The organism is Aquimarina sp. AWH4_224 (assembly GCF_056160245.1).
Window position 1 is genome coordinate 135,548 of sequence record NZ_JBSWWU010000004.1, and the last position, 24,654, is coordinate 160,201.

The following is a 24,654-nucleotide window of genomic DNA, read 5'->3' on the forward strand; positions in this document are numbered from 1 at the left end:
TTTTATCGTTTAAACAAGTTGTAAATCACCGCTATACTTGCGTTCTTGAGTTAAAAAATCATCGTCATTAAGCAAATCTTGGATGAAATAATCTAGATGTTCTATGTCATATATTAAGGGATATTTGTATCCATTAATGAGTACTGCAGGTGTAAAATCTACTTGATTTTGGATGCACCATTGTTTTTGAGTTATCAAAGTTTTATTCGCCTTATTTTCATCAATTTCTAGGTCATATTTGACCAACCATCTGTTCGGATTTTCATCTTCAAACCAATCATGTAGTGCCGCAACAAATTGTTGCCCTTTATTATTTAATTGCATGGTAATCATACGTTGGCAAACGAGTTTGTATTCCTCATATTCGTCTTCTATATCAATATTAAGTAGAAGATCCAGAGATACGCGATTAGTATATTTTGCTTTTATTTTTTCTAATAGAGAATGTGCTTGTTGGCAATAATCACAAAAGGGGTTCGTAATTAAGGTAATAGTTAGATCCGCATTATTACTATTCAGCGTTAATGGATCAATAGAATGCGTTTTGAGAATTGCTGTTTTGAAAACAGAATAGTTGCGCAAAAAGCGGGTTGATTTAATCTCAATTTCTTCTAGAAAACGAAGTCTGTTAAATAGTTTTTTAAGATGTGTCCAGCTAAAAGTCAATCCTAGTACAATAGCTCCAAAAAGAAGTAGTGCATTGGTATTGTAGTGATGTTTAAATTCGATAAGATATTGAATATAAACAGCTTCAATGATCAGAATAGCCGAAATCCCTAGGCATATAGGACACCATTTTTTTTCTACAAATTTTTGAAAATAAATGGAGGATGCAATTACTATTAAACTGCAATAAAGAATTGTTGTTTGATAAGCAAAGAAAGCTGATGTATAATCGGCTACAGATAAAGCAAAATACGAAACAAGTTGTGATAAAAAGAAAATCAAGCTGATATCAGAGAAGCTGATTTTTTCTAAAATTTTCCATTTTTTTGAGTTGATTACGGAATTACAGTCCGAATTGGTGGAAATTTTGCAAAACTTGTCAAAAACAGGATTTTCTATTTGAAATATATGTTTTAAAGAAAGTATAGAAAGGACTAAGCCTGTAAGTGGAAATATATAAAATAGACTTTCGAGAACAGTATTGTAATTGGCGATAAGGCCAATGAATATAAGCAAAGAAGATATACCTAAAATAGGAATGAGCGACTTTGTTTTTGTTGAGTTTTTTGAAGCTTGATTGGTTTTACCTTCCAGAAGTAAAACGATGCCTTTCCAACGGTTTTTTAGGTGTGCTATTGAAGTTTTTTGGGTGTCGAGATAATATGTATTATCCTTTTTTTGGACATGGTGTAGATCTTGTTTCCCGTAGCGCCCTTTTAAAAATGTCAGATAATGATCCGGAGTCGAATTTAGGTTTTTTATGTCTACCTGATATGCATCGCAGGTGATATCAAAATATTCTAAAGTATTTACAATAGAAGATAGACCAGGATAATTAGGATGCGTTAATAACCTGAAATTAAAAGCCTCTTTATCTAATACGATGTTTTCTTGCTTTAGATAGCTCAATATTGAAGTTGAAAGATTGTTATTTTTCATGGTTATTTTACCGTTTTTTATCTGATAGCAGATATCCATTTATTAATGATTAGTTCAATTCTTTTTTCCTCATTTCGTTTGTAATTCTTGGTAAGATTTGGTTTTTGGTAAGTGTTATTTCTTTTGAGGTGTTTGAGTCCTCTTCAAAAATTTCTATACGCATAGTACTCTTACCGTGATGTGTTTTCCATTGGTTATTCCAGAAATCGCATAATTCTTGTTTTGTAAAGTTTGAAACATCAACACTATTGACACCTATGATTTGGCTCCCTGGTTTTATAGTTGTCTCTAATGAATGCTCTTCGAAAATATTTTTTACGATTATTCTATTCGTTTGATAATCAGGTCCGATTTTGAGATCAAAATCTATGATTTTTTCATTTTCCAAGTCTTTTATTGGATCGAGAAAAAGTTGTTTTTTCTGGATATCTATGATGGTGATAAAGTTGTTTAGAAAACCATTTCCCAATAATAATGGGGTATTTTTGCTATTATAAATAATTTGATTTTCTAGTGTGATATCTCCGATTTGGATATTTTCTGCCTGAATAGTATTAAGAGTACCATTGTTTTTACCATGAAGAGAGGTTTTTACCCAACCGTGAGATTTTACTTGTTGAATGTTGCTGTTTTTACTTTTTAAGTATTCGTAAAAAGGATAGTTAATACAGAAGTATTTGTTAAAACCAGTATCTAACTTAAGCTTCGTTTTACTTCCATTTATTTTGGTATCGATATACGATACATATTCAGTTGTTTTAAGTCTTAACTTATGTTGTGTTTCTTGAATATTGAAATTCTCGATTTGATCGGAAAGTGTTATTTTTTTGTTTTTAGGGTCAATTTTCCATTTTACTTTTTTGATAATATCATACCCTATAATTCCATCAATTTTTTCACAGCCGAAACGTTTAAAATAATCTGAAGTTGACATACTAATAACAACAGGGTTTTTAAACTCTTTGTCTCCAATTCTTATCCTAGAGATTGCTACTTTTTTTAATTCTTTGGTGTCTTTGTTGGCGTCTTTTATGATCGTAGTGCCTGCTATGTTATGATTGATCTGGTTTATGATGGTACTATTTACAACCGTGGTTCTAGCTCCGGTGTCAAAGATGAATTGGTAGGTGTTATTATTAATCTCAACAGGGATAATATTTAGATTTCCGATAATTCTATATGATATCTCTGTTGTAAAATTCTTATCACTTTTGGGTACATCTATGGTAAATGCTAGCACTTCATTTTGCTGAAAACAAAGTATATTCAGTAAAAGGAAAAAGAATGCTATTTTTTTAGTAATGATCATTGTGTTTTAGTTTTAAGGGATTAATAATGCTAGAAAAGCAGGAAGAAATCACTCCAGTCGTATTTTTTGTAGTGCAGTGATAGTAACACCAGACCAGTTCCACATAGGCCGTTAAGCACAGACACTTGATCTACGGTATAAGTATAGTCGCTGTTTTGTCTATACCAGGGCAGATAGATGTACTCTTCAACATTTAGTTGCTTGTCGAGGTTTTCTAGCAGTTGTTTTTTCCAAAACTCAATTCGTTTATCTAGAGTTGCATTATTGAGATGGTTATTGATCTTTTGAAAGATATATGTGATTCCACCAAGGCCATGGCAAAACGCAGTGTCAAAAAAGGAATAATCTTCATAATGATCTAATTTGGAGTTGCTCATTCTTCTAAGAACTAAGCTGTTTATAAGAGGGAGAAACTCTTTCTTGAGATCATTTCTTTCTAGAATTTTGCTCGCATATAATATTGTATTTGCAGTACTAAGGTCACCGTAGCACCATCCAAGACGACTATTTACATTTCTTTGATCTATGTCTTTAGAAAAATAATCAGGGAAATAACTTAAGAATTTTGCTTCATTTTTAAAACTACCAAAGCTTTTTAGTATACCATCTATTAATATATCAATAAGCTCGTGTTGATATCCTAATTCTTTTAATCTTAATAGAAAAGCTAATATTCCCGTAAGTCCATGAGCCATGCCTAAATTGACCAACTCTTTATTGTCTTCATTTTTATCATACCAGAATATTCCATCGCTTGTTTCTTGGCGATGATCATATAATGAGTTTAAAAATTGATCGATAAGATCGTTAACTTTTTCACTGTCGCGATTTTGAGAATTTATGTAGTATAATAACTTCCCAATACTACCATGCATTGGATCAAAATAGTTATTCTTAAAATCTATGGAAAGCGATTGTAATAAATACTCTTCGAGACCTTCTAACATACTTTCATCCTCAATAATCCCGCACTTATGAAGATATTGCACCACATAAAAGATTCCCTCAAATCCCTCAAAAAATCCAGACCCCAGATTTCTATTGCCAAATGTTTCTGTTAATGTTTTAAGAAGCTTTAGTGCTTTTTGTTTGTAAACATCTTCATTAGAATAGCGATATAATGTAGCTTCAAAAATCAGTACCCCGAGATCATTACGAATGGTAGGTTTTTCCATTTGTATCACTTCATCAAAAAGAATAGATTCTATTTTTTTTATATACTTTTCCATCGTTTTTAACGTCTTAGGTGTTATGATTTGTGCTGTCGAACTTTAACAGCTATAAATTCGAGGTGACTAGTATTTTACTATGTCTAAAATTGCTTTTGAATAGAGTACAAGGAATTCCTATATCAATTCTCTATCAAAAAGGAATTTTTTGTTTAATTTTGTTTACAGAAGTATTTATTGTATCTTAATAATCTGTAATTAATATTGCAGTCAATTAGGAGAGATTTTGCCAGCAATTTCAGACCTTTTGCTGACAAAAATCTCGCTTTTGTTTAGAAGTACATTCAGGTTTGGTTATATGTATGGTTTTATATTGAAATAACGTCTACCTGTTTGTTATTCTAATTACTCTATAGCTATTACTAAGTGAGTTGGATCTTCGCAGCAATCTTTTCCTAATCTTGTGCTTCTTTTACAACTTACGATACAGATATCTAAGCCCCCATTTACGGTTGCCATTTCGTTGTTGTCCATTTGAGAAATAGTTTCTTTGTTTAAATTTAATTTATTCATTGTTTTAATTTTTGTGAAGTATTTTTACTTCGTATTAATATTGATTTGATTCCATGTAACATGGAAAAGAATTAGGAGAGATTTTGCCAGCGATTTTTAGACCTTTTGCTGGCAAAAATCTCAGTTTTGTTTAGAAGTACATTCAGGTTTGGTTATATGTATGGTTTTATATTGCAATAACGTTTACCTGTTTGCTATACTAACTACTCTATTGAAATTACTAAGTGTGTTGGATCTTCACAGCAATCTTTTCCTAATCTTGTGCTTCTTTTACAGCTAACGATACAGATATCTAATCCCCCATTAACGCTAGCCATTTCATTGTTGTCCATTTGAGAAATGGTTTCCTTGTTTAAATTTAATTTGTTCATTATTAAAAAATTTAAAATTTACCTACTCTTTAAAGGATTTTCGGTTTACTCCTGTGCTATTAATATTTTCTTAGATGTTTCACTTTTCATCTGTGCTGCTTTACTTCGGTAGTACTGGAACAAATAATTGTAAAGTACCCATTCGTTTAACCTCTGATTAGACTTGAATAATCGATTACAGTGCATATGTATGTAACTGCCTAATAGGTCTGCAATATTTAATTTGGGTTCGATTGCTTTTCTTTTGGTTAGGATTTGAGAAACAATCTCTCTAGTTTGTTTGAAATAATTCTGCAACACCATATCGAATTCCTGATCACTGTTTTGCTCTAATATCGTATTGATGTCCCCTCGGTTATTTCTAAATTTCATAGATAATTGACGATTAATATCTGTGGTGGCTCCCATCTCCCTATCAAACCCTTTTTTAAGACCTTCAAAAAAATCTCTTTTTTGTTCTATACTCATATTCCAGGCATCTAGAAAAGTGTCTATGGTTTTCATGCCCCACAACCATCTTTGATTATCATTGGTAACTCGAGAGATGAGATAAACAATTAACCTGCTATTGATGAAAAATATAGATTCAGATTCTTCGATGGTTTCGGTGCCATATCGTTCTAATTCTCTCTTGTATGTATCTATTACCACCTTATTAATTGTTTTCTCATTTACATAGCTGTTTATAGCTTTGTGCAATATTTGGATTACATAGTTGAGGTTTTTGGGATCTATAACCCGGAAACGAATACGTACATGTCTTTCGGGGTCTTTATAGTTAATGAAAAACCATTTGTCTATTATCTCTTGCTTTAGTAATTCATTGGCTATAGGAGTAAGGGTCGATGTCAAAAAGATATCCGAGATTCGAGAACCCATATATAATTTGTAATAGAGCCACTCACTGCCTATAAAAAAATATCGTTGTGTTTTAGAGTCCATAATCATATCTTATTTTGTTTCACAAATGAAAAAAACAACTCATTACAAAATGCTTTTCCTTGTCTCGTCACCAGTGGATTTTTTTCATCAAACAGATACTCTACCAATGTAATTTGTTGTCTGTTTTTTATTGTTGATAAAAAGGCCTTTACACTCAAAGGATGCTCTAGATCAATCACCAACTCATTATCATCATCACGTAACATTATTTTTTGAGGTAACTTCTTTTCTTTTCGCCATTCGGTTAAATCATCGAGTTGTATAATTTTTTGAATCTCTTTTTTTCCTACACGCCATTGGGCTAGCGAAATAATGATGTTTTTATAGCGTATTCTCGGTAGAAAATCTCTATTTATAGCTGCGTTGCGCCATTCAAACACTAGATTGTCACGTAAGTGCTGCGTTTGTATATCACATAGAAAGTGATAAATGGGTAAAGAGTTATAAGAGAAATTATGAGCTGTTGCCATACGAGGGATAACTTCTTTATTGAGCTTTTTAGAAAACAGTACGATTCTATCTTGCTCTACAGACACCCAGATATCATCTATGGCTATTTGTTGTTCACTTGGTAAAGTACTTTTTGTTAAGTACGGAATTTCATGAGTTCTTAGATGACTTCTGTTTATTATATTGCCTGTTCTTTTTTCGGGGAGATGGGCAATTTCTGCAAATACAACATCTCTTTCCTCACTTTCTTTTTGTGTTATTTTCTTTAGGAATTGTTCAATATTTTTATCAGCTTGAGTAAACCTTCCTAGCATATAGGTAGCAGAGGCTCCACCAACATAAGACATATTAATTAAGGGACTGTCATTATCATTATTGAGTAGATGGATGATAGCAGTAAAAGACAGAGGCAAATTATTCCAGTTTTCCTTGAAACTATCAAGATCATTGTCTGTAATCAACATTTCAATAGCGTCTTTTTCTAACTCCATTAGTTTTTTATTTAAGAAGCTATCGGTTTTTGTCCACTTGATTTTTTTATGATCGGCGATACGGTTGCTGGTAGATAAATTTAAATCGTTAATTAATGGAGATATATCATAATCTTCCTCGCTATTAAAACCGTAGCCAACACCTGTCTCTACATCCAATGCCAATGACAGAGGGACTTGTTCTTCTTCAAACATGTCAAAAAACTTTCGTCTGAATTTTGTTAGTTTTTCATCTTCTTGATACGGAACAAGTTTGTTAAGAATCTCAACACCTTTATGGATATCTTTTACTATTTTATCTGATAGTGTGTTTTGTTGTGTGGAAATCGTTAAATCGGTTTGAAACAAGAATTTTTTGTTATAAGCAATTTCAAAAGAATCTAGGATATCAGTTAATTGCTTGTAATAGGTGAAGTTGTTTTCGTAAGTGTTACTATCCAGTTTCTTGAGTAATTCATCAATCGTATGTAATCGATTTTTGGTGTCTTGATCTGGTATTTTATCCATTAGTATTTGAAGATAGTTTTCTCCAGTTACCGATGGCGAAATAGAGCTTATTAAAATCTGGTTGTCAATTAACTGATTGATAAAGGTTTTTGCATCGTCGATAGAAATATCGGGCTCTACAATAAATTGTGCCAATTCTTCGATATTTGCTCCTTTGGTAGCCTTCTTTAATATAAGGTTTATATATTCAGAATTATCAATTGATACTGTATAGTGTCTTCTGTTGGTCCCTTTATATCTATATTCTATATAGCGTAATTTATTTCCAACAGGATAAAGACTTGTGTTAGGGTAGTACTTTAGTTCCTTTCGTATTTCATGAGTTTTTTCCAATTGTTGAACCAATGAGCATATGTAACTCATGTCTATACGAGTGAATCTTTTATGTTCTGTAGACGCGTCTAGTTCAATGTTCGTTGTTTCAGCAATTTGGCCAAGAGAGCAACCGCTAAATAACCCGAATGGAGTACAACGATGGCCCATACGCAAAAGATATTTTAGTAAGGATTGAACTAATTTATCCTCATTCTTCATCGTTTTCCCTTTAAGATACTTGGTCATTTCCTGATGTAATTCAGGAGAGGCTAGAAATATCGCTTCAGAAACAATAGGAGAGGCACACAATTCTTTTATGCTGTTCACGTCCAGTCTGGAAACTTCATTTGTAGAAAGATTGTGCGTTCGTAAAACGTAATCTTTAGCTAGTGTATATGTTTCTGTCATTTCTTGTCGCATGATGATGATTTGTGATTTATTAGAACTGTTTTTTCGTTGCTTATAGAAGATCAGTATAAATCTTTATGACTTTGCTTACTTCTAGATTGAACCTTAAAAGAAAATTTATAACAACTGTTATCATGTTCTTTTTTTAAATGCTTTTAGCGTTATTGTTGGTTCAAATATAGATCGAGAAAAAGGGTGAAAACAAGTGAAGAAAGTCTGTATTCCAAGAATTCAGAGTCTGTATTCCAAGAATTCAGACTTCAATAAATGATTTTAAAATACTGATTTTGAGATAATTGTGATATGTGGAGAATAAAATGGAAACTAAAAGAGAAAATGGTATCTTTATATCCTATTAATTGGATATAGAATGGTTGATTAGGCTTTGAGTCTAAAATTTTAGGATATCTTTTTGATAGTATTCTACCCCAACCTACCTTTGAAATTCTGAAGTGAATTCATCAGGAGTATTATTAGCTCTAACAGTTTAGTTGGAGATATGTATACACCTGAAACTAAAAATGTATTTCTGTATACGTTACGCTTAGCAACATTTAAGCAGGAAAAAAGTACTTATTAGAAAAAATGTAATAGCATACTATGTTTAATTGTTTATCAACTTTTGTTCCTTAACAATATGAGGTCCATGAGTTATTATATTTAAAAAGACTCTTGGAATAAAATCTACTGTTTAATGAGAAAGAAATACTATTCAACCAAAATAAATGTTTGCACGGCTTTTGTTTTGTTTTTTTTGGTTGGGATTTATGAAATTAAAGCTCAAGTTACCGTCGAATCGGATACTGATTCTTTACATAAAAAGGATTACAGTGAATTAAATTCACAATATGACAAGTATTTTGCAGACTCCATATTGTCAAAAAAATATGCAGAAGCCTTTTTAAAGAAAGCAAAATTAGATAATGATGTAATTAAGCAGGCAGATGGATATTACATGATTGCACAAATAGTTCCGCACCTTACATCCCTTTCTTATGCAGATAGTATAATTGATATCACAGTTAACAAAGAAGATTTCGAATATCCTGCAAAAGCATTTTTGTTCAAAGCAAATAGACTTGGAGCAAATGGAAGGTACAAGGAGTCTATGGAAGAACTGGTAAAGGCCAATCTTTATGCCAATAAAAGCAATAATATTGATCAGCAATATCGAATAAAGTATTTTATTGCTTTGTTGAAAAACAACTTAGGAGAATACAATGAAAACTTAGAGATTTTCAAGACCATAAAAGATTACTACAAAAAGAAATTTGATGCAAATCCAGAGAACAAATATGATTATTTAAAATCCATATTTGCTCTGGGCGATTCTTATAATAACAATCAAATTTATGATTCTGCATATTATGAAAATAAAAAAGGTATAGCATTATCTCTTAAGCTCGGAGATAGTGTGTTGTATGGAAATTTCTTATTGTCTTCGGGAATGACTCACTTTTATAGAGAAGAATATCAAACTTCCCTGGATAGTATTTCCAAATTAAAACATATATATAAGGACAGGAAGAATGAATTGAATGACGTTATACTAACGGTTGCAGATTTGTATTTGGGTAAAACCTATTATGAATTAGGTAGAATAGATGAATCTATAGAATATTTAAAAACTGTAGATTCTGTTACTTTCGAAAAAGAAAATTTCTTTGCTGATTTACGACCGGCATATGAATTATTGATTAAAAGCTATAGAGAAAAAGGAGATACTGAAAAACAATTGTATTATATAGACAGGTTATTAAAATTTGATAATATACTCAACAAGGATTTTAAGCAATTGTATAAAAAGATTAATGAAGAATATTCTACGCCAAACTTAATTCGGGAGAAACAGGAGATAATTGATTCTTTGGAAAAGAATAAAAAAAATAGAATAATAGTCATTATAGTTTTATCCTCGCTATTATTTCTGGTCATATTTTTCTTGGTCAAAAACAATAAGAAGAAAAAAATCTATCAAACAAGATTTCAGGAACTATTTGAAAAACAAGAGAAAGGGCCCTCGACTGTTGAGAAATACGAAAATAAGCAACCTCAGGATATTGGAATATCAGATGTTATTGTAGAGGATATTTTGAGAAAACTTGGCTCTTTTGAGGAAAAGGAGAAGTTTTTAGAACCCAATCTTACTGTAAGTATATTATCAAAGGAACTGAAGACAAATTCTAAATACCTATCAAAAATCATTAATAGTTATAAAAATAAGAGCTTCAGTAATTATGTTAATGATCTAAGAATTGATTTTGTAGTAGAAAAACTTAAATTGGATTCTAAGTTCAGGAAATATACAATCAAAGCTATCGCCAATGAGATTGGATTTAACACTACCGAGGCATTTTCCAAATCCTTTCACAAAAGAACAGGTATTTACCCTTCTTTTTTTCTGAAACAATTAGAGAAAAAAGTGAAAAACAAGTAATGGCGATCAAATTCTACGAGAATAAAAACTACTGATAAACAGGGGTTTACATTTTATTTTCCTTGAAAACAGACTCGGAATTCATGAAAACAGACATCTGGGCCATGTAAATCAGATCTTTTTTTGGAGTTAATCTATACTTTTGAATCAGTATTAATCGAATTAAATTTTAAGTCATGAAAAAAACATTCATCCAAAACAAGCTGAGTCTAAAAAAATTACAAATCTCAAGATTAGATAATCTTAATGCTATAAAAGGTGGAAATAACGGAGATGATACAAATGGAGGCGATGATGATGATGGTAGTGGTATTTCAATTACTTGGACAAAGACTTTAGGTAACCCAGTATCAATTATTAAGTAATTCGTAAGTCGTCATAATTATGGGTTCGATATTTTATATGCGTATTATTAAAATCACATTACTTCTTTTATTGATAGTTGGATGCAAAAATTCTAAGGACAATATGCTTCAACCAAGAGTAGTTACCAACAGTTATCACGGTCATAAAATAAAGGACCCTTACAGTTATGCTGAAAATCTGGAGGATCTAGAGATTAAGAGTTGGATCGAAAGAGAAAACGAAAGCTCCAAAAGTATATTGAAAAGAATAGAAAAGCTGAATTTTCTAATTGATAAACAGATAGAATATGATGCTAATAAAAAATTCAAAATTTCCAGACGTCGTATCACCGAGAATGGCAAACATTTTTATCTGAAACGAATGTCAAATGAAAATGTTTCTAAACTTTATTATAAAGCCTCTTTTAGTGAGGACGAAATACTTTTGTACGATCCAAAGAATTTTAAAAACACCTCCAACACCGAATTTCTAATCAATTACATTGCTCCTAATTGGGATGGTTCAAAGATTGTTGTTAGCCTTACTGAAAAAGGTAAGGAAATCTCAGAATTGATCATTTTGGACGTAAATACTGGGAAACAGTATCAAAGATCTATTACAAATACCTGGCCTTCGGTTGGAGGGATAAAATGGTTGCCAAATAATTTTCAGTTTATTTATTTACATCACCCGGTAGTAGATCAAAATAAAGAAGGTTTTCTAAAAAATACCAAATCTGTATTGTTTGATATTACTAATCCTTCTTTTGAGATACAAACTGTTTTTTCAAAAGAGAATAATAAAGATCTGGATATTAATGAAGAAGATTTTCCAATAGTAACTTTAGAAAATTCGAAAAGCAAATACCTGATTGGGAAAGTTTCTGGAGGGTTAGATTATTATGATTCTTATTATCAGCTCATATCTGATGTAGGAGAGAAAAGCTGGATTCCACTGTTTAAAAAGACAGATCAAATTAAAATATTCTTTGTAAAAGGAGATTCCTTAATATATAGAACATCCAAAGATGCTCCTAATTTCAAAATTTGTAAAACATCAATTTCAAATCCAGATTTTGAGAATCCTGTAGTCCTGGTTAATGAGTTTGAGGATAAGGTAATCACTGATTTTGCTATCACCAATGACGGATTGTATTTTGTTACCAATAAGAACGGTGTAAAGGCTAGTCTGTATAAGCAAGAAGGAAATGGTTTTGGAGAAATAGAACTTCCAGAAACCTATGGAGATATTGGCATAAGGTCCAAAGGATATGATGATCCAGAATTATGGATTACGGCCAAGGGATGGACAACGGATAATAAGAGTTACGAATACAAACAAGGTGTTCTCAAGGATAACTCTGTAAGTGTTCCTTTTGAGAATCAAAAAATCAAGAATATTATCGTAGAGGAAATTGAAGTAACTGCACATGATGGTAAAAAAATTCCTTTATCATTAATTTATAACAAAGGATTAAAAAAAGACGGGAAGAACATTGTAATGATGGATGGATATGGTGCTTTTGGAATTTCTATGGAACCTTCTTTCTCTTTAAGAAGATTATTATGGGTAATGGAAGGAGGTATTTATGCTATTGCTCACATACGAGGAGGAGGAGAAAAGGGTGATGCATGGCATAAAGGAGGGTATAAGATAACCAAACCTAATACTTGGAAAGATTTTATCTCTTGCGCAGAATTTTTAATAGAAAACAAATTTACCTCTCCAGAAAAAATGGCTATTTGGAGTGGGAGTGCTGGAGGAATCTTAATTGGTAGATCAATAACCGAACGCCCTGATTTATTTAAGGCTGCTATTGTAGAATTTGGTGCTCTTAATGTAATTAGATCTATGGAAGATGCAAATGGAGCAAATATTGCGAAAGAACTGGGTGATATTAATGATCCAGAAGAATTTCAGGGGTTGTTGGAGATGGATTCTTATCATCATATTAATGATAGAGGAGAAAAGTACCCTTCAACATTATTAACTGCTGGGTTAAACGATCCAAGAGTTCCTGTTTGGAATTCTATCAAGTTTGGGGCAAGATTGAAGGCTGCAAATACCTCAAAAAATACTCATAATTTGTTGTTGATCGATGCTGAAGCAGGACATGGGATAGATGACACAAAACGAAAAGAATTTGAAAGGTTCGCCACCATTTTATCTTTTGCCCTGTGGCAAACTGGACATCCTGATTATCAGATAAAAAGCTGATAGATTCAAAATTAGTAATAAACAAAAAACCCAGTTCGTTTACGAACTGGGTTTCTGTTATTTTATCACATCACCATTTTTATCGTGAAAATGATATTCTAAATACGTGTAAGCGTCTCTAGGTACAATCTTCACCCATTTTTTATGGTCAAAAAACCATTTTGAACGGGTAGATGGAAATCCTTTGGTTAAAAAAGCGGCTATAAAAGGATGCGCACTCAGCGTTATCTTCTTATGCTCTTTTTTAATTAATTTTTCTAATTCGACCTTTATTTTATCTACTAGAACAATTGGCGCCTCAATTTCGCCATTGATACCGCTAGGGTCTACCTCGCGGGTTTTAATGTTCATTTCTGGTCGTACGCGTTGTCGCGTAATTTGAATCAATCCAAATTTACTAGGGGGTAAAATCTTATGCTTTGCCCTATCATCTTTCATCTCTTCCCGAAGATGATTAAAAAGGGTTCTACGATTTTCGGCATTATTCATATCGATAAAATCGACAACTATAATACCACCCATGTCTCTAAGGCGTAATTGCCGTGCAACTTCGGCAGCGCTGATTAGATTAACTTCGAGAGCAGTGTCTTCTTGATTTTTGGCTTTATTTGATCGGTTACCGCTATTTACATCGATAACGTGCATGGCTTCGGTATGTTCTATTACCAAATAAGCTCCTTTGCTCATCGATACGGTTTTGCCAAAACTAGTTTTTATCTGTCTTTCGATACCGTATTTTTCAAAAATAGGTACTCTTGCATTATGAAGTTTGACTATTGATTCTTTTTTGGGTGCAATTTCTTGCAGATACTCTTTTATTCGATTGTAGAGCTCTTCGTCATCTACAACTATCGAAGTAAAGGTATCATTGAATACATCTCTCAAAATCGAGGATGCTCTGTTCATTTCACCCAATACTTTTGATGGATGGTGTGCTTTGTATAATTTTTTACACATTGCTTTCCAGCGGTCCATCAGATTTTGCAAATCTTTATCTAGTTCTGCTACTTTCTTGCCTTCTGCTACAGTACGAACAATAATACCAAAACCTTTGGGCTTAATGCTTTTTACAAGTCTTTTTAAGCGTTCTTTTTCTTCTGAAGATTCTATTTTTTGAGAAATAGAAATCCGGTTCGAGAAAGGAACTAAGACTATATATCTTCCGGCTATAGAAAGCTCAGAGCTTATTCTTGGGCCTTTGGTAGATATTGGCTCTTTTACTATTTGTACTAATAGCGATTGATTTGATTTAAGCACATTGGTAATAATACCGTGCTTATCAATATCGTTCTCAAAAGGAAAATCCTTCAGAGAATAGTTTTTTAATTTACCTGTGCTTACACGTTTAATGAATTTAAGCAAAGAAGATACTTGAGGACCCAGGTCGTGATAATGCAGAAAGGCATCTTTTTCATAACCAACATTTACAAATGCGGCATTTAACCCAGGGACAGACTTACGGATTTTGGCAATAAAAATATCACCAACCGAAAAATTACTGTCATCTTCTTCCTTGTGTAATTCAATGAGTTTTCCATCCTTTAATAAGGCAAAATCTGTAGAGGAACCAGATCTAATGATCAATTCTTTGTTCACTCTTAATTAGATTTTTATCCCGATGGTTATCGGAATGGATTAAACAATTTTTTCACAGGAATTTTTTAGAATTCCGTTGAAACAAAGCCTACATTTTGGTAGCCGAAGTGTAGTGTCTTTATTTCGATTTCAAAGAACTTTTAAACGAAAAAAGTAGTTAGAAACTACTTTTTCTTGTGGCGATTAGCTCTTCTTCTTTTTTTACGCTTGTGCGTCGCTACCTTGTGTCTTTTACGTTTTTTACCACTTGGCATAGTGTACTATTGTTTATTTATTACTATTCTTTATTACTTTACTTCTACATTCGTCTTTACACCTTCTACGAATACTTTAGCAGGCTTAAATGCAGGGATGTTGTGTGCAGGAATTTTGATGGTAGTATTTTTAGAAATATTACGTCCAGTTTTTTCTGCTCTTGTTTTGATGATAAAGCTACCAAATCCTCTTAGGTAAACATTGTCTCCACTTTCTAAAGAACTTTTTACTTCTTCCATAAAAGTTTCAACTGTTGCTTGTACATCTCCTTTTTCAATTCCTAGCTTTTCTGAAATTTTTGCTACGATATCTGCTTTAGTCATTATAATTCCTATTTAAGGGGTTTTTCTAAATTTTCAAGGGGGCAAATATAAGAATTTAAATTCCAAAAAATCAATACTTAAGATTAAATTATCATCTTTAATGCTTTAATTTTGCAAAACCTATAATTTTGCTATGAAATTTTCTAAAAAACTCATTACGTGGTATTTACAAAACAAAAGAACAATGCCATGGCGCAAAACCAAAGACCCATATCGAATTTGGTTGAGTGAAATTATTCTTCAACAAACTCGAGTTGCGCAAGGATTACCGTATTATTTGTCATTTACAGAGGCTTTTCCGACAGTGTTCGAACTCGCTTCTGCAACCGAAGAACAGGTACTAAAATTATGGCAAGGTTTGGGGTATTATTCCAGGGCAAGAAATTTGCACGCAACCGCCAAATATATCGTAAACGAGCTAGAAGGTGTATTTCCTGATACTTATAAAGGACTACTCGAGCTTAAAGGTGTTGGAGATTATACTGCAAGTGCAATTGCTTCTATCTGTTATGATGAGCCGACACCGGTTGTCGATGGTAATGTCTATAGAGTATTGTCTAGATATTTTGGGATCGCTACTCCTATTAATACAACTGCAGGTATCAAAGAGTTTAAAGAGTTAGCCGTTCAATTAATGGATCACGAACAGCCGGCCACTTACAACCAGGCCATTATGGAATTTGGCGCTCTACAATGCAAACCAAAAAATCCGTATTGCATTGTTTGTCCACTTAATGATAGTTGCATAAGTTTGGATAAAGGAACTGTAGGAGAATTGCCCGTAAAGCTAAAGAAAGTAAAGGTAAAGAAAAGATATTTCAACTACTTGGTTTATGATAACGGCAATCAAACTGTGTTACAACAACGTTTGGGAAAAGGAATATGGGAAGGTTTATACGAATTCCCTTTAATCGAAGATGAAAAATGCACTGTGGATACAATTCCGGCAACACAAACGTTTAAAGAAATGGTAAATGGCGGTGAGTATGTTATTACTCCCTTCAAAGAAGAACCAATCGTTCACAAGTTATCACATCAACATATTTATACCCGATTTTTTATCATTAAAACCGATACAGATCTGCTGCTCCAGGGCATACAAAAAAATGTAAATCGTCAAGAAATACACAATTATCCGGTTCCTATATTGTTAGGTAATTTTATAGATTCGTTTTTTAAGGTATGATCCTTTTTTATTACATTTACTATTAATAACAAACAGAAAATGTCAGGTACACTAAATAAAGTAATGCTCATTGGGCATACAGGAGATGAAGTAAAGATGCATTATTTTGAAGGAGGAGGTTGCATAGGGAGGTTCCCCTTGGCTACTAATGATTCGTATGTAAATAAAACGACAGGCGAAAGAGTGACCTCCACCGAATGGCACAATATCGTAGTTCGAAATAAAGCAGCGGAAATTTGCGAGAAATATCTTAATAAAGGAGATAAAATATACATAGAAGGCCGTTTAAAAACCAGAAAATGGCAAGACGAGCAGGGTAAGGATAGATATAGTACAGAAATACAATGTACAGATTTCACCTTTCTAACCCCAAAGAACGAAGCCCAATCTGTTGGGGGGACTCCTCAGCAAGCAACAAATATGAATGCTCCTGTTGCTACACCGCAACAAGGTTCATCCAGTACACCAGATATGGAAGAAGATGATCTTCCGTTCTAAGCAAGTTTAACTAAACCAATATAATTTGGACCCTGATCCCGAACCCTTATTTACCTTTTTATTCTTTTTTGATGCGATGCACACTTTGAATGTAGTGGCATTACTAATCCTGCTTGTTTTTTCAGCGTTAATCTCTGGTAGCGAAGTTGCCTTATTCTCATTAACGGCTTCAGATATTAAAGAAGAAGATGAAGCATCGAATTCTAAGAACCTTAGTATAGTATCCAAGCTGCTTAATAAACCGAAGAAACTTTTGGCAACGATATTGGTAGCCAATAATTTCATCAACATAGCCATAGTACTTTTGTTTGATTCCTTAGGGAAAATCTATTTTAAGAGTTTAGATAATATTGTGCTCTTTGATTTGGATTGGTTCAAATTGCGGTTTTTTGTTGAGGTTGGAGTGGTTACTTTTTTGATTTTACTTTTTGGTGAGATTTTACCAAAAATATACGCCAGCAGAAACAAAGTGAAGTTTGCTAAATTCATGTCCAGGCCTCTAGGTATATTGGATTGGGTATTAACCCCGATTAGTGTTCCTATGAGTCGATTTACAGTTCGAATTCATAATCGATTGGGTAAACAAAAATCAAATATTAGTGTAGATCAATTGTCTCAGGCGTTAGAACTTACTTCGGATCAGGATACTACTGTCGAAGAGAAAAAAATTCTAGAAGGAATCGTTTCTTTTGGGAACACAGATACCAAACAGGTGATGCGCCCCAGAATAGATATTTTTGCACTTAATGCAGAAGCAAAATACAAAGAAATACTTCCCGAGATTGTTCAAAATGGGTATTCTCGTATTCCTGTTTATGAAGAAAGTATAGATAAAGTTGTGGGCATTCTTTATGCAAAAGATCTTTTACCACATATTGGTAAAACGGACTTTGATTGGGTGAGTTTAATTAGAGATCCGTATTTTGTTCCTGAAAATAAAAAATTGGATGATCTTCTCAATGATTTTAAAAATAAGAAGAATCATTTGGCAATTGTAGTAGATGAATATGGAGGAACTAGTGGACTTATATCGCTAGAAGATATCATTGAAGAAATTGTGGGGGATATTAGTGACGAGTTCGATGATGAGGATCTGGTGTATTCTAAACTAGATGATCAAAATTATGTATTTGAAGGAAGAACAGCACTCAAAGATTTTTACAGGGTATTGAAGTTAGAAGACAATAAGATTTTTGAAGAAAGGAAAGGAGATGCAGAGACTATTGCCGGTTTGCTTTTGGAAATATCAGGAAGTTTCCCAAAACGAGGGGAGCAAATTAGTTTGGGAGCTTATATTTTCAAAGTAGAATCTTTGGATAGAAAACGAATTAAACAAGTGAAGTTAACTATAACTGAATGAATCGAGAATTTAGAATCTTACTATTTGTGATCGCATCTTTATTGATGGTATCTTGCGGAGGAGAAGTAATTCCAAAGCCGAAGGGAATGTTACGATTGAGTTATCCCGAACCTGAATATAAAAAGGTAGAGCTTCCTTGTCCGTATACATTTGAAAAAAACGAATTTTCGGATTTGCGAAAAGCCAGAAGGAATAAGAATTGCTGGTATGATCTGGATTATAAAAGACTAAGAGCCACATTATATATCTCTTATTTCGAAGTGGGAAACAACCTTGATTCTTTGTTAAGAGACGCTCAGAATCTTACTCAGGAGCACTTTATCAAAGCCGATGGAATCACTCAAGAGCCTTATATCGATGTCGAAAACAAAGTGTATGGTATGTTTTATGAGGTTACAGGAGATGCTGCTTCTCAATCTCAGTTTTATTTAACGGATAGTGTTCAACACTTTGTTGTAGGGTCTATTTATTTTAGAGCGAAACCAAACTACGACTCAATTCTACCTGCGGCAGATTACTTGCGAAACGATATGAAACATTTGATTGAGAGTCTTCGTTGGGATGAAGAATATAAATGAAAGCTAAATGTAAGTTAATTTTCTCTTTAAACACCTTCTGGTCGTCAGGATTTTTACCATTTTTGTTGCTTAACATTAAGGGGAAAATACATGCCAACCACAAAAGTAAAATGGATTTACCTTGCTGTTCTATCTCTTATCTGGGGTAGTTCATTTATCCTAATCAAAAAAGCCTTAATTGGTCTCACCCCAATGCAACTGGGGGCTTTAAGAACAGTATTCGCTGCGTTGTTTTTGTTTTCTATAGGTTTTAGAAGCATCAAAACCATTCAAGCCAAGGAATGGAAATGGATTGCCATTTCTGCACTTGTAGGAACGTTTATTCCGGCATTTTTGTTTGCTTTTGCCGAAACTGAAATCGATAGCGGTATCACTTCGATATTGAATTCGCTAACTCCGTTGATCACCTTTGTATTAGGAATATTGTTTTTTGCCACACGATTTTATAAAAATCAATTGGTAGGGGTTATCATTGGTTTTATTGGTTGTGTTGGTTTGATATGGGAGGGCGCAATTATTAATCCCGATCAAAATTATGAGTATGCACTTTTGGTGATCATAGCGACTTTTGGATATGGACTAAATGTAAATATCATCAAACGGTACTTGCAACATGTTTCTCCGATGGCGATTGCCAATGGTAATTTTGTAGTTCTATTTTTTCCAGCGCTAATTGTACTTTTCTTTGCTGATTTCTTCAGGAGTGAAATGTTTTCGAACCGTGATATACAAATGAGTATTGCTTATATGGCAGTATTGGCAGTGATAGGTACCGGGATAGCTAAGCTAATGTTTAATAAATTAGTACAAATAAGTACACCTGTATTTGCCAGTTCGGTAACCTATACGATGCCTATTATTGCTCTGGTGTGGGGGTTATGGGACAATGAAAAATTTTCTTTGTACCAATTATTGGCTTCGGGAGTGATAATTTTTGGGGTGTATTTGACTAATAGAAATAAATAAAGGTCCGTTTTTGCAAACGAACCTTTATGATATTTATGCTATTGGAATTTTATTTAAAATCCTCGTCGGTTACTCCTTCGTTGATTTTGATTTCTTTTACTACAAAATCAATTTTTTGAGGCCCTAAAGCTTGTGATATAGTAAACGGAAATTTAATTCCATTTACTTCTTTGTAATCGCTATACATTACCGTAACAGGTATTTTTTGTCCACCTTGTTCTTGTATAGTTACTTCTTTTACTTTTAAACCAGTTTCGGTATCAAAGAATGCTGTTTTCTTATCGCTTAATTTTACAGCATAGGCTTTGCCACCATCATAAGGTTGTGTGCCCTCTAATTTTGCCGAAGCATTTTTAAGCTCTGAAAAAGGATAAGAATCTGTTTTGGCTTCTTTTATTTGGTCTTCGGTGTAATCAATACGCTGTCCTTGAGCCATTACATATCCAGTAGTGCCATCAAAAACTACTTTTTGCGCAGTTATTGCACCAAATTTTACTTCGATTAAAGACTGGTTTTTTGCCGTAGTTTTTGCAACTAGCCCAAGTGTGTTTCCATTAAATGCAGCTTCTGCAGTTGTGAAAACAGATTGCACTGCTTCTAGTTTTTCTTTACCACCAATATTTTTAAAATAGGTATCTAACACAGATTGGCCAGTAACACCTTCTGGTAATGCGGCATTATAATCAGGCTTTTCTGTTTTACTTCCGTATTTATCAAAATATAAAATAGGAACTTTTTTACCATCAAAAGATACTTTTTCAAGGTTTTCTAGTACATCACTTCCTTTACCTACCAAAACAATTCTTGCTTTGTCTACATTGAAGTATTTGTTAGCTACTCTTTTTATATCTGCTTTATTTACCGCATTGATTTTTGCGATAAAAGTTTCATAAAAATCCTTCGGAAGATCTTGAGTTTTGATATTAATACTTCTTCTGGCAATTGTTCTATCGCTTTCAGAAGCTAGAATAAACTCTCCCAAGAACTTTGCTTTGGCATTTTTAAGGATCTCGTCATCTACATCTTCTGTTCTTATTCTTTTGATTTCTTTTAGAATCTCAACAACAGAGCTATCAGTAACCATGTTTCTAACCTTTGTAGTAGCACTGAAAGCAGAGTTGTAATACTTTTCTCTTGGAAATCTAGTTCTGGCTCCGTAGGTATATCCATGCTCTTCTCTTAAGTTCATATTGATGTAACTTCCAAAAGAACCACCAAGAATGTAGTTGGCAACCAATGCAGCATGGTGATCTTCGTCCGCTATTTTAAGATCAGTGATATTCATAACAGCTACCTCAGTCTGAACAGCATTTGGCATATCTACAAAATTGATTTGTCGATATTGAGCATCTCTTACCTCTGGTAAGGTAAAAGAGGGTGCTTTTCCTGCTGTCCAGGAAGTAAAATGTTTTTCAACTACTTTTTTAGCTTTGTCTGTAGTGATATCACCGCTAATTACCATATAAGCTGAAGAAGGAACAAAATTCATTCTGTAATAGGTTTCTATATCACTTAGGCTAATATTATTTACAGTTTTTTCTGTAATGTATTCTCCGGCAGGATGATTTTTACCATAAGCCAATGCCGCTCTTACTCTTTGAGCAACTGCTTCAGCACTGTTTTCTCCGGTTTTGATTCCTTCAATGAGTTTTTTCTTCTCAAGATCCAGCTCCTCCTGTGTGAATTTTGGATTAAGGGAGGCGTCAGCAAATAATTCGATAATTCGATCCGTATATTTTGACAAAGATTGAGCAAACCCACCTTGAGTACCAATATCTAAAGATGCTCCAAGAAAATCTACTTCTTCGTTAAATGTATCCTTATCGATGCTTTTCGTTCCTTTTCCCATCATTCCGGAAGTGATCGCGCTGATTCCTGCTTTTTCACCTTCAGCGTTAGGAGGATTGTCTAGAGATAAGCTTATACTTACTCTTGGTAGTTTATGATTTTCTACAACCAAAACGGTAAGACCATTACCCATTTTAAAAGTAAAAGGTTCTCCCAAATTAATAGTAGGAGTAGGTCCTGATTTAGGCATTTTAGATCTGTCGATCTGCGCATTTGCACTGATAACAGTCAATAAAAATGCAACTAAGTATATGATATTTTTTTTCATTTCGATGATGCTTTGTATTATTTACTTGACTCTGAAACGTAATCAAGATTAAGACGTTGGTTTTTGTTAAGATATTTCTTAGCAACCTTTTGAATATCCTCTCGTGTAATAGATCTGTAAATTTCAATTTCCTTATTGATAAGATCGGTATTACCATAAAGTACATTGTAGGTAGCCAAAGAACTTGCAATACCTTCTATGCTCGAATTGGAGTTTACAAAGTTATTTTCGAACTGATTTTGTAGTTTTTGAAATTCTCTTTCTGTAATTAATTCGTTTTGTAATTTCTCGATTTCAGCATCCATTTCCTCTTGTAACTTGTCCAAACCTACTTGTCCTAATGGTAGCGCGACCATGGTGTATGTCCCGTAATCTTCTTGCGCATTAGCAAAGGCAAATACCTGCAAAGCTACTTTTTTGTCCTCTACCATATTTTTGTACATTCTAGAGCTATTACCACCGGTAAGTATGGTAGAGATGTAGTTTAAAACATAGGTGTCTCTGTCTGTCTGCTTTGGGGTTCTATATACCAATACTTTTGCAGGAAGCTGAATATTAGCATCGGTTTCTGTCGCCTTTATTTCGGTAGTAATTGGGTCTTCTTTTATTACTGTTCTTGTGATTTTTTCACCATTGTTTTTGATATCTCCAAAATAATCAGCGATCATTTTTTTTGCACTTTCTATTTGGATGTCACCGGCCACTACCAAAGTTGCATTATTTGGATTGTAAAACTTTTGATTAAAAGCGATAAATTCATCTAATTTGGCTGCATCCAAATCCGCCATGCTACCAATTACAGACTGTCCATATGGGTGTTTTTTGAATAAGTGTTTACCAATGGCAGTTTGATAAATAATTTTTCCATAGGGAGCATTATCGATACGTTGTCTCTTTTCTTCCTTTACAACTTCGTTCTGTGTATCTACCCCAATTTGATTAATCACGGGATGTAACATTCTTTCAGATTCCATCCATAAACCTAATTCTAAATTGTTAGAAGGTAATGTTTCGTAATAATACGTTCTGTCTTGTGTGGTATTTGCATTATTTCTTCCTCCATTTGCAGAAACAATATCAAACCACTTACCTCTTTCGATATTTTTGGTTCCTTCAAAAAGTAAGTGCTCAAAGAAATGAGCAAATCCCGTTCTTCCTGTTTCTTCATCCTTTGCCCCAACATGATACATAACCCCCACGGTTACTACCGGAGCTTTGTTTTCTTGGTGTAGAATTACATGAAGACCGTTGTCTAGGTCATATTCTGTAAACTCTACTTCTTGTGCAAATGCGAATGTAGTAATCATAAGCCCACATGCAATTGCGTAAAATTTCTTTTTCATTAGTAATAATTTTGTTTTATGGATTTGTGTTAAAAAATGTGATTTTGTTACAGTTTGCATGTAAAAAAAGCACTTTGGTTTAAAAGGTTCAAAAACAATAAATTAACAAGCTTTTAAGGTTAAAAAACTCTTAAATTTCTTAATTTTAAATTACAAATCCTAAAAAATGAAGAGATGAAAATGTCAGCGATCCCTGTTAAGTATGGTGTTTATATAGCAATTGGACTTATTGCTTACTTTTTAATTTTATCCTTGTTTGGAGTGCAAACCAACCCTGTGTTTAGTCTTGGAAATGGGATAATTGTTGCTTTTGGACTTTATAGGGCTATGAAAATATATAAAGAGGAAAAGCGAAAAGAGTTTGATTACCAGAAAGGATTTATGACAGGTCTTTTAACAGGATTTAATGCTACGCTTATATTTACTACGTTTTTTGCAGTATACGTAACCAATATTCAAACCGACTTCTTGCCAGAAATGCTGGCCAACTGGAGTTCTCATTACCATGTTGGTGTAGGTATAGTGGTATTTATAGCAGCAATAATGGGATTCGCTACTACCTTTGTTTTGACACTATCCTTTATGCAATTATTTAAGGAAAGTTGGAATCCCAGAAAAAATCATCATTCTTCCCCAGTTGAGGCGTAAAAATATTTGGCATTTAATTAATTAGCAGTATATTTGCACCCGCCTATCGAATAGGCGTGTTCTTATATTTAACATAATTAATTAAACGTTACGCTATGTACGCAATTGTAGAGATAGCAGGGCAGCAATTTAAAGTTGCGAAAGACCAAAAAGTATTTGTACATCGTTTAGCAGGAGAAGAAGGTGATAAAGTAGCCTTTGATAAAGTTCTTCTTGCAGCAGACGGAGACAAGGTTACTCTAGGCGCCCCAGTTATAGAAGGAGCTCAAGTAGGAGCCAAGATTACAAGACACCTAAAAGGTGATAAAGTTATTGTTTTCAAGAAAAAGAGACGTAAAGGTTACCGTGTGAAGAATGGTCACCGTCAATCTCTAACAGAGATCATTATTGAAGACATCGTAACTTCTGGAGCTAAGAAAGCTGCTCCTAAGAAAGAGACTAAAAAAGCAGAACCTAAGGCGAAAGCTGAAAAAGCAGTAAAAGAAGCTGCTCCAAAAGCAGAAGCTAAACCTAAAGCAACAGCAGCAGAAGATTTAAGCTCTAAAACTGTAGCTGAATTGAAGGAGATGGCTAAAGCTCAAGGAATTTCAGGAATTTCTTCTATGAAGAAAGCTGAGTTAATAGAAGCTTTACAAGGAAAATAAAT

The 24,654-nt window shown here is 33.4% G+C and carries 21 protein-coding genes; 10 read left to right on the forward strand and 11 right to left on the reverse strand.

Going from position 1 to position 24,654, the window contains the following annotated elements; all coding sequences use genetic code 11:
- Window positions 1-9: 9 nt before the first annotated feature.
- The 7 genes from ACXAGJ_RS09480 to ACXAGJ_RS09510 all read right to left on the reverse strand — a co-directional run bounded on the left by ACXAGJ_RS09480 (window position 10) and on the right by ACXAGJ_RS09510 (window position 8,152).
- Window positions 10-1,605, reverse strand: a complete 1,596-nt coding sequence (locus tag ACXAGJ_RS09480; RefSeq protein ID WP_474839228.1) for a vitamin K epoxide reductase family protein — start codon at window positions 1,603-1,605, stop codon at window positions 10-12.
- Window positions 1,606-1,654: 49 nt separating this feature from the next.
- Entirely contained in the window at window positions 1,655-2,914 is a 1,260-nt protein-coding gene (locus ACXAGJ_RS09485) for a retroviral-like aspartic protease family protein (protein ID WP_474839229.1), read from the reverse strand.
- A gap of 29 nt (window positions 2,915-2,943) precedes the next feature.
- Window positions 2,944-4,143: a lanthionine synthetase LanC family protein gene (locus tag ACXAGJ_RS09490; RefSeq protein WP_474839231.1), complete on the reverse strand. Its 1,200-nt coding sequence runs from the start codon at window positions 4,141-4,143 to the stop codon at window positions 2,944-2,946.
- A 345-nt stretch (window positions 4,144-4,488) separates the two neighbouring features.
- Window positions 4,489-4,656: a class I lanthipeptide gene (locus tag ACXAGJ_RS09495; RefSeq protein ID WP_139242034.1), complete on the reverse strand. Its 168-nt coding sequence runs from the start codon at window positions 4,654-4,656 to the stop codon at window positions 4,489-4,491.
- Between the two features lie 203 nt (window positions 4,657-4,859).
- Complete coding sequence (locus tag ACXAGJ_RS09500) at window positions 4,860-5,027, reverse strand: class I lanthipeptide (protein WP_139242033.1); 168 nt, start codon at window positions 5,025-5,027, stop codon at window positions 4,860-4,862.
- Between the two features lie 45 nt (window positions 5,028-5,072).
- The gene (locus ACXAGJ_RS09505; RefSeq protein ID WP_474839234.1) at window positions 5,073-5,969 is read right to left on the reverse strand and encodes a thiopeptide-type bacteriocin biosynthesis protein; all 897 of its coding nucleotides are present in this window, start codon (window positions 5,967-5,969) and stop codon (window positions 5,073-5,075) included.
- Between the two features lie 2 nt (window positions 5,970-5,971).
- Window positions 5,972-8,152 carry a lantibiotic dehydratase family protein gene (locus ACXAGJ_RS09510; RefSeq protein ID WP_474839236.1) on the reverse strand — a complete coding sequence of 727 codons (2,181 nt, stop codon included), beginning with the start codon at window positions 8,150-8,152 and terminating at the stop codon, window positions 5,972-5,974.
- Between the two features lie 682 nt (window positions 8,153-8,834).
- Here ACXAGJ_RS09510 and ACXAGJ_RS09515 point away from each other — a divergent pair.
- From ACXAGJ_RS09515 to ACXAGJ_RS09525, 3 genes are all read left to right on the forward strand, one after another.
- On the forward strand, window positions 8,835-10,577 hold the full coding sequence (locus tag ACXAGJ_RS09515) for a helix-turn-helix domain-containing protein (protein WP_474839238.1): 1,743 nt from the start codon (window positions 8,835-8,837) through the stop codon (window positions 10,575-10,577).
- A gap of 176 nt (window positions 10,578-10,753) precedes the next feature.
- Entirely contained in the window at window positions 10,754-10,942 is a 189-nt protein-coding gene (locus ACXAGJ_RS09520) for a hypothetical protein (RefSeq protein WP_073318496.1), read from the forward strand.
- 103 nt (window positions 10,943-11,045) lie between these two features.
- Window positions 11,046-13,139: a prolyl oligopeptidase family serine peptidase gene (locus ACXAGJ_RS09525; protein WP_474839240.1), complete on the forward strand. Its 2,094-nt coding sequence runs from the start codon at window positions 11,046-11,048 to the stop codon at window positions 13,137-13,139.
- A 57-nt stretch (window positions 13,140-13,196) separates the two neighbouring features.
- Here ACXAGJ_RS09525 and ACXAGJ_RS09530 read toward each other — a convergent pair whose 3' ends face one another.
- Together ACXAGJ_RS09530 and ACXAGJ_RS09535 are read right to left on the reverse strand one after the other, a co-directional pair.
- Window positions 13,197-14,735 (reverse strand): Rne/Rng family ribonuclease, encoded by a 1,539-nt coding sequence (locus ACXAGJ_RS09530; protein WP_474839242.1) that lies wholly within the window; start codon window positions 14,733-14,735, stop codon window positions 13,197-13,199.
- 287 nt (window positions 14,736-15,022) lie between these two features.
- Window positions 15,023-15,313: an HU family DNA-binding protein gene (locus ACXAGJ_RS09535; protein ID WP_024768281.1), complete on the reverse strand. Its 291-nt coding sequence runs from the start codon at window positions 15,311-15,313 to the stop codon at window positions 15,023-15,025.
- 133 nt (window positions 15,314-15,446) lie between these two features.
- Here ACXAGJ_RS09535 and mutY point away from each other — a divergent pair, with 133 nt between their 5' ends.
- From mutY to ACXAGJ_RS09560, 5 genes are all read left to right on the forward strand, one after another.
- The gene (mutY, locus tag ACXAGJ_RS09540; protein WP_474839245.1) at window positions 15,447-16,499 is read left to right on the forward strand and encodes an A/G-specific adenine glycosylase; all 1,053 of its coding nucleotides are present in this window, start codon (window positions 15,447-15,449) and stop codon (window positions 16,497-16,499) included.
- Window positions 16,500-16,538: 39 nt separating this feature from the next.
- A complete protein-coding gene (locus tag ACXAGJ_RS09545; RefSeq protein ID WP_073318487.1) occupies window positions 16,539-16,997 on the forward strand; it encodes a single-stranded DNA-binding protein in 459 nt (152 codons plus the stop codon).
- A 25-nt stretch (window positions 16,998-17,022) separates the two neighbouring features.
- On the forward strand, window positions 17,023-18,357 hold the full coding sequence (gene gldE / locus ACXAGJ_RS09550; protein ID WP_474839248.1) for a gliding motility-associated protein GldE: 1,335 nt from the start codon (window positions 17,023-17,025) through the stop codon (window positions 18,355-18,357).
- Complete coding sequence (gene gldD, locus ACXAGJ_RS09555) at window positions 18,354-18,935, forward strand: gliding motility lipoprotein GldD (RefSeq protein ID WP_474839250.1); 582 nt, start codon at window positions 18,354-18,356, stop codon at window positions 18,933-18,935. Before gldE ends, gldD begins: the two co-directional genes overlap by 4 nt.
- 90 nt (window positions 18,936-19,025) lie before the next feature.
- A complete protein-coding gene (locus ACXAGJ_RS09560) occupies window positions 19,026-19,901 on the forward strand; it encodes a DMT family transporter (protein ID WP_474839252.1) in 876 nt (291 codons plus the stop codon).
- 49 nt (window positions 19,902-19,950) lie between these two features.
- On the opposite strand, the gene ACXAGJ_RS09565 is transcribed toward ACXAGJ_RS09560, so the two are convergent.
- On the reverse strand, window positions 19,951-22,017 hold the full coding sequence (locus ACXAGJ_RS09565) for an insulinase family protein (RefSeq protein WP_474839254.1): 2,067 nt from the start codon (window positions 22,015-22,017) through the stop codon (window positions 19,951-19,953).
- Between the two features lie 17 nt (window positions 22,018-22,034).
- On the reverse strand, window positions 22,035-23,360 hold the full coding sequence (locus ACXAGJ_RS09570) for a M16 family metallopeptidase (RefSeq protein WP_474839255.1): 1,326 nt from the start codon (window positions 23,358-23,360) through the stop codon (window positions 22,035-22,037).
- Window positions 23,361-23,534: 174 nt separating this feature from the next.
- On the opposite strand from ACXAGJ_RS09570, the gene ACXAGJ_RS09575 reads away from it, so the two are divergent.
- Both ACXAGJ_RS09575 and rplU read left to right on the forward strand, forming a co-directional pair.
- Window positions 23,535-24,008: a DUF4199 domain-containing protein gene (locus tag ACXAGJ_RS09575; RefSeq protein WP_474839257.1), complete on the forward strand. Its 474-nt coding sequence runs from the start codon at window positions 23,535-23,537 to the stop codon at window positions 24,006-24,008.
- A 95-nt stretch (window positions 24,009-24,103) separates the two neighbouring features.
- Entirely contained in the window at window positions 24,104-24,652 is a 549-nt protein-coding gene (rplU, locus tag ACXAGJ_RS09580; RefSeq protein WP_474839259.1) for a 50S ribosomal protein L21, read from the forward strand.
- Window positions 24,653-24,654 lie beyond the last annotated feature (2 nt).